This is a genomic window from Pelomonas sp. KK5 (assembly GCF_001984095.1).
In the GTDB taxonomy this organism is placed as follows: Bacteria; Pseudomonadota; Gammaproteobacteria; order Burkholderiales; family Burkholderiaceae_C; genus KK5.
Map to the genome: position 1 here is coordinate 1 of NZ_LYVQ01000387.1, position 3,322 is coordinate 3,322.

Here is a 3,322-nt window from a genome sequence, read left to right on the forward strand (position 1 = left end):
GGTGGCGCTGCAAGACCTGACCCTCCACACGCCGCAGTTCGACCGCCTGCTGATCCGCGAACTGAGCCTCACGCTGCCGCCGGGCGAGGGCCTCTTGATCACCGGCGTCAGCGGCTGCGGCAAGAGCTCGCTGCTGCGCGCGATCGCGGGCCTCTGGCGCCGCGGCGGCGGCACGGTGCAGCACCCCGAGATGGACGGCGTGCTGTTCCTGCCGCAGCAGCCCTATCTGCAGCCGGGCAGCCTGCGCAGCCAGCTGCTCTATCCCGCTGTCGACAGCAAGGTGGACGACGCGCGCCTGCTGGAGATCCTCGACGAAGTGCAGTTGCCCGGCCTGGCCGAGCGGGTCGGCGGGCTCGACGCGGTGCAGGACTGGGAGAAGCTGCTCTCGGTCGGCGAGCAGCAGCGCCTGGCCTTCGCGCGAGTGATCGTGCACGAGCCCACGCTGGTGATCCTGGACGAAGCCACCAGCGCGCTCGACGCCGCCAACGAGGCCAAGCTCTACGCCGACCTGCGCGCCAAGGGCTGCACGCTGATCAGCATCGCCCACCGCCCGGCCCTGCTGCGCTATCACACCCAGGTGCTGGAACTCAAGGGCGAGGGCGCCTGGGCATTGCACGAAGCGGGGAATTACAGCTTCACGGAGTGAGGAGCGCTGTCACGGGCGTTTCATGAAGTCTTCATACGATTGCTGGAATTTTCATCCAACGATCACGGGACTCACCAGAATGAAATCCGCCTGGCGCGCCATCGCGATGGCCTTCGCCCTCGCCCTCTCGCTCGGCCTTAGCGCCTGCAACTGGGACGATCCGCTGCCCGAGAGCCAGCAGTCCATCCGCCACGTCTTCGTCATCACGATGGAGAACAAGAATTACGCGGACACCTTCGGCACCAGTACCCAGAACCCGTACATGCAGAAGACGCTGGTCCCGCAGGGCGCGCTGCTGACCCAGTACTACGGCACCGGCCACGTCAGCCTGGACAACTACATCTCGATGATGAGCGGCCAGGGCTCCACGCTGGAGACGCAGACCGACTGCTTCGCAGGCTTCAACGACATCGTCTCCACCGGCACGACCAGCGACGACTACAAGCTCGTCGTCGCCAAGGACGGCAAGGGCTGCGTCTACCCCGCCAGCGTGAAGACCTTCGTCAACCAGCTCGACGAGGTGAAGTTCACGTGGAAGGGCTATATGGGCGACATGGGCAACGACCCGACCCGCGAGAAGGGCGCCTGCGCCCACCCGGCCATCGGCGCGATCGACAACACCCAGGCCGCGCAGGCCCCGTCGGCCGCCGTGCCCAAGGGCGACCAGTACGCCACCCGCCACAACCCCTTTGTCTACTTCCACTCGATCATCGACGACCAGGCGTATTGCGACAGCCATGTCGTCAACCTCGACGCCAATCTCGAGAACGACCTGAAGTCCATCGCCACCACGCCGAACTTCGTCTTCATCACGCCCAACCTCTGCGACGACGGCCATGACGGCGACGGCACCGGCGCCGCCGGCAAGGGCTGCGTGGACGGCAAGGCCGGCGGCCTGGCCTCGATCGATGCCTTCCTGGCCAAGTGGATCCCGATCATCCAGGCCTCGCCGGCCTACCAGAAGGACGGCCTGATCATCATCAACTTCGACGAATCGGCGGACATCCAGGTGGCAGGCGCCGCCGTGGACCCGACGACGAACAAGATGACCTACACGCTGAACCTGAAGGGCGAAGCCTGCTGCGGCCAGCAAAGCGGCCCCAACGTGACGCGCCCGATGGACGCCACGCTGCCGGCCTCGGCCTCGCTGGACTACAAGTTCCACTATGTCGGCGTCGGCGGCGACCGCACCGGCGCGCTGATGATCTCCAAGTACATCAAGCCCGGCACTGTCACCGACACGCCCTACAACCACTACTCGATGCTGCGCTCGCTGGAGGACATCTTCCAGACCAAGGGCTACCTGGGCTTTGCCAACGACAAGAGCCTGGTGAGCTTCGGCGCGGACATCTTCAACAACTTCAAGAAGTAAACAGCCCGTGACTTCGTGGGTGGTGGCGCTGGCAGCCGCGCTGGGCGCGGTGCTGGCGGCCACGCTGGGCAACGGGATCCAGCCGGTCCCGCGCGCGGCCGCCGCCGTGCCGCCGTCCGCCGCGGTGCTGGCGGACCTCGGCCGGCGCGCCTTCTTCGATCCCTCGCTGTCGGCCTCGGGCCGCCAGTCCTGCGCCAGCTGCCACAGCCCGGCCCATGCCTACGGGCCTCCCAACGCGCTGGCGGTGCAGCTCGGCGGGCCGGAGCTGCAGACGCCCGGCACCCGCGCCGTGCCCTCGCTGCGCTACCTGCTCAAGCGCACGCCGGTGTGGTCCCACACGGTCGTCACGAACCCGCTGGAACGCCTGGCCGACACCGACCATGTGCCCTCCGGCGGCCTCGCCTGGGACGGTCGTTTCAACAGCGTGGCCGAGCAGGTGCGCGCGCCGCTGCTGGCAGCCAACGAGATGGCCAACGGCAGCGTGGAGGCGGTGGCGGCGAAGCTGGCACGGGCGGCCTATGCCGAGGACTTCCGCCGCGCCTTCGGTGCCGAGGCGATGGCCCGGCCGGAGGTGGCGGTGAGCGCGCTGGCCGCGGCGCTGCAGCAGTTCCTGTTCGACGACCCGAGCCTGCAGCCCTACAGCAGCCGCTTCGACCTCTGGCTCGACGGCAGGGCGCAGCTGACGGCCCGCGAACAGCGCGGCCTGCGGCTGTTCAAGGATCCGGCGGCCGGCAACTGCGCGTCCTGCCACCTGGTCGAGCGCGGGGCCAACGGCGCGCATCCGCTGCTGACCGACTTCAACTTCGAGGCGCTGGCCGTGCCGCGCAATGGCGAGATCCCGGCCAACCGCGACCCGCGTTACTTCGACCTGGGCCTGTGCGGCCCGTTGCGCGAGGATGCGGCCAGGAACAACGGGAAATACTGCGGCCTGTTCAAGACCCCCTCGCTGCGCAACGTCGCCACGCGCGGTGCCTTCTTCCATAACGGCCGTTTTCATCGGCTCGAGGAGGCGCTGCAGTTCTACGTCGAGCGCGACACGCAGCCGCAGAAGTGGTACGCCGCCGGCCGGCCCGACGACCTGCCGCTGGCGTTCCACGGCAACGTGGACCGCATCCACGAGCCACTGACCCGCAAGCGCGGCGACCCGCCGGTGTGGAACCGGCGGGACGTGGAGGACGTTGTCGCCTTCCTGCAGACGCTCACCGACGCGGACGCGGCGAGCGTGCGCTGAGCGGGCTCAGCGGCGGCGCCTGCGCGCCACGCCGCCGACGACGCCCAGCCCGGCGAGCAGCAGCGCATAGCTG

General features: G+C 68.6%; 4 protein-coding genes. 3 read left to right on the top strand and 1 reads right to left on the bottom strand.

Translation table 11 applies throughout. The annotated features are described in order from the left end of the window. The 3 genes from B0W88_RS30710 to B0W88_RS30720 all read left to right on the top strand — a co-directional run. A partial coding sequence (locus B0W88_RS30710) for an ATP-binding cassette domain-containing protein (protein WP_144007096.1) occupies nucleotides 1-646 on the top strand: 646 nt, incomplete at its 5' end. A 79-nt stretch (nucleotides 647-725) separates the two neighbouring features. Next, nucleotides 726-2,018: an alkaline phosphatase family protein gene (locus tag B0W88_RS30715; RefSeq protein ID WP_077038283.1), complete on the top strand. Its 1,293-nt coding sequence runs from the start codon at nucleotides 726-728 to the stop codon at nucleotides 2,016-2,018. A gap of 7 nt (nucleotides 2,019-2,025) precedes the next feature. Next, nucleotides 2,026-3,249 carry a cytochrome c peroxidase gene (locus tag B0W88_RS30720; RefSeq protein WP_077038284.1) on the top strand — a complete coding sequence of 408 codons (1,224 nt, stop codon included), beginning with the start codon at nucleotides 2,026-2,028 and terminating at the stop codon, nucleotides 3,247-3,249. A 6-nt stretch (nucleotides 3,250-3,255) separates the two neighbouring features. On the opposite strand, the gene B0W88_RS35355 is transcribed toward B0W88_RS30720, so the two are convergent. Further along, nucleotides 3,256-3,322, bottom strand: a 67-nt coding sequence (locus B0W88_RS35355; RefSeq protein WP_144007098.1) for a PEP-CTERM sorting domain-containing protein, incomplete at its 5' end; no start/stop codon positions are given.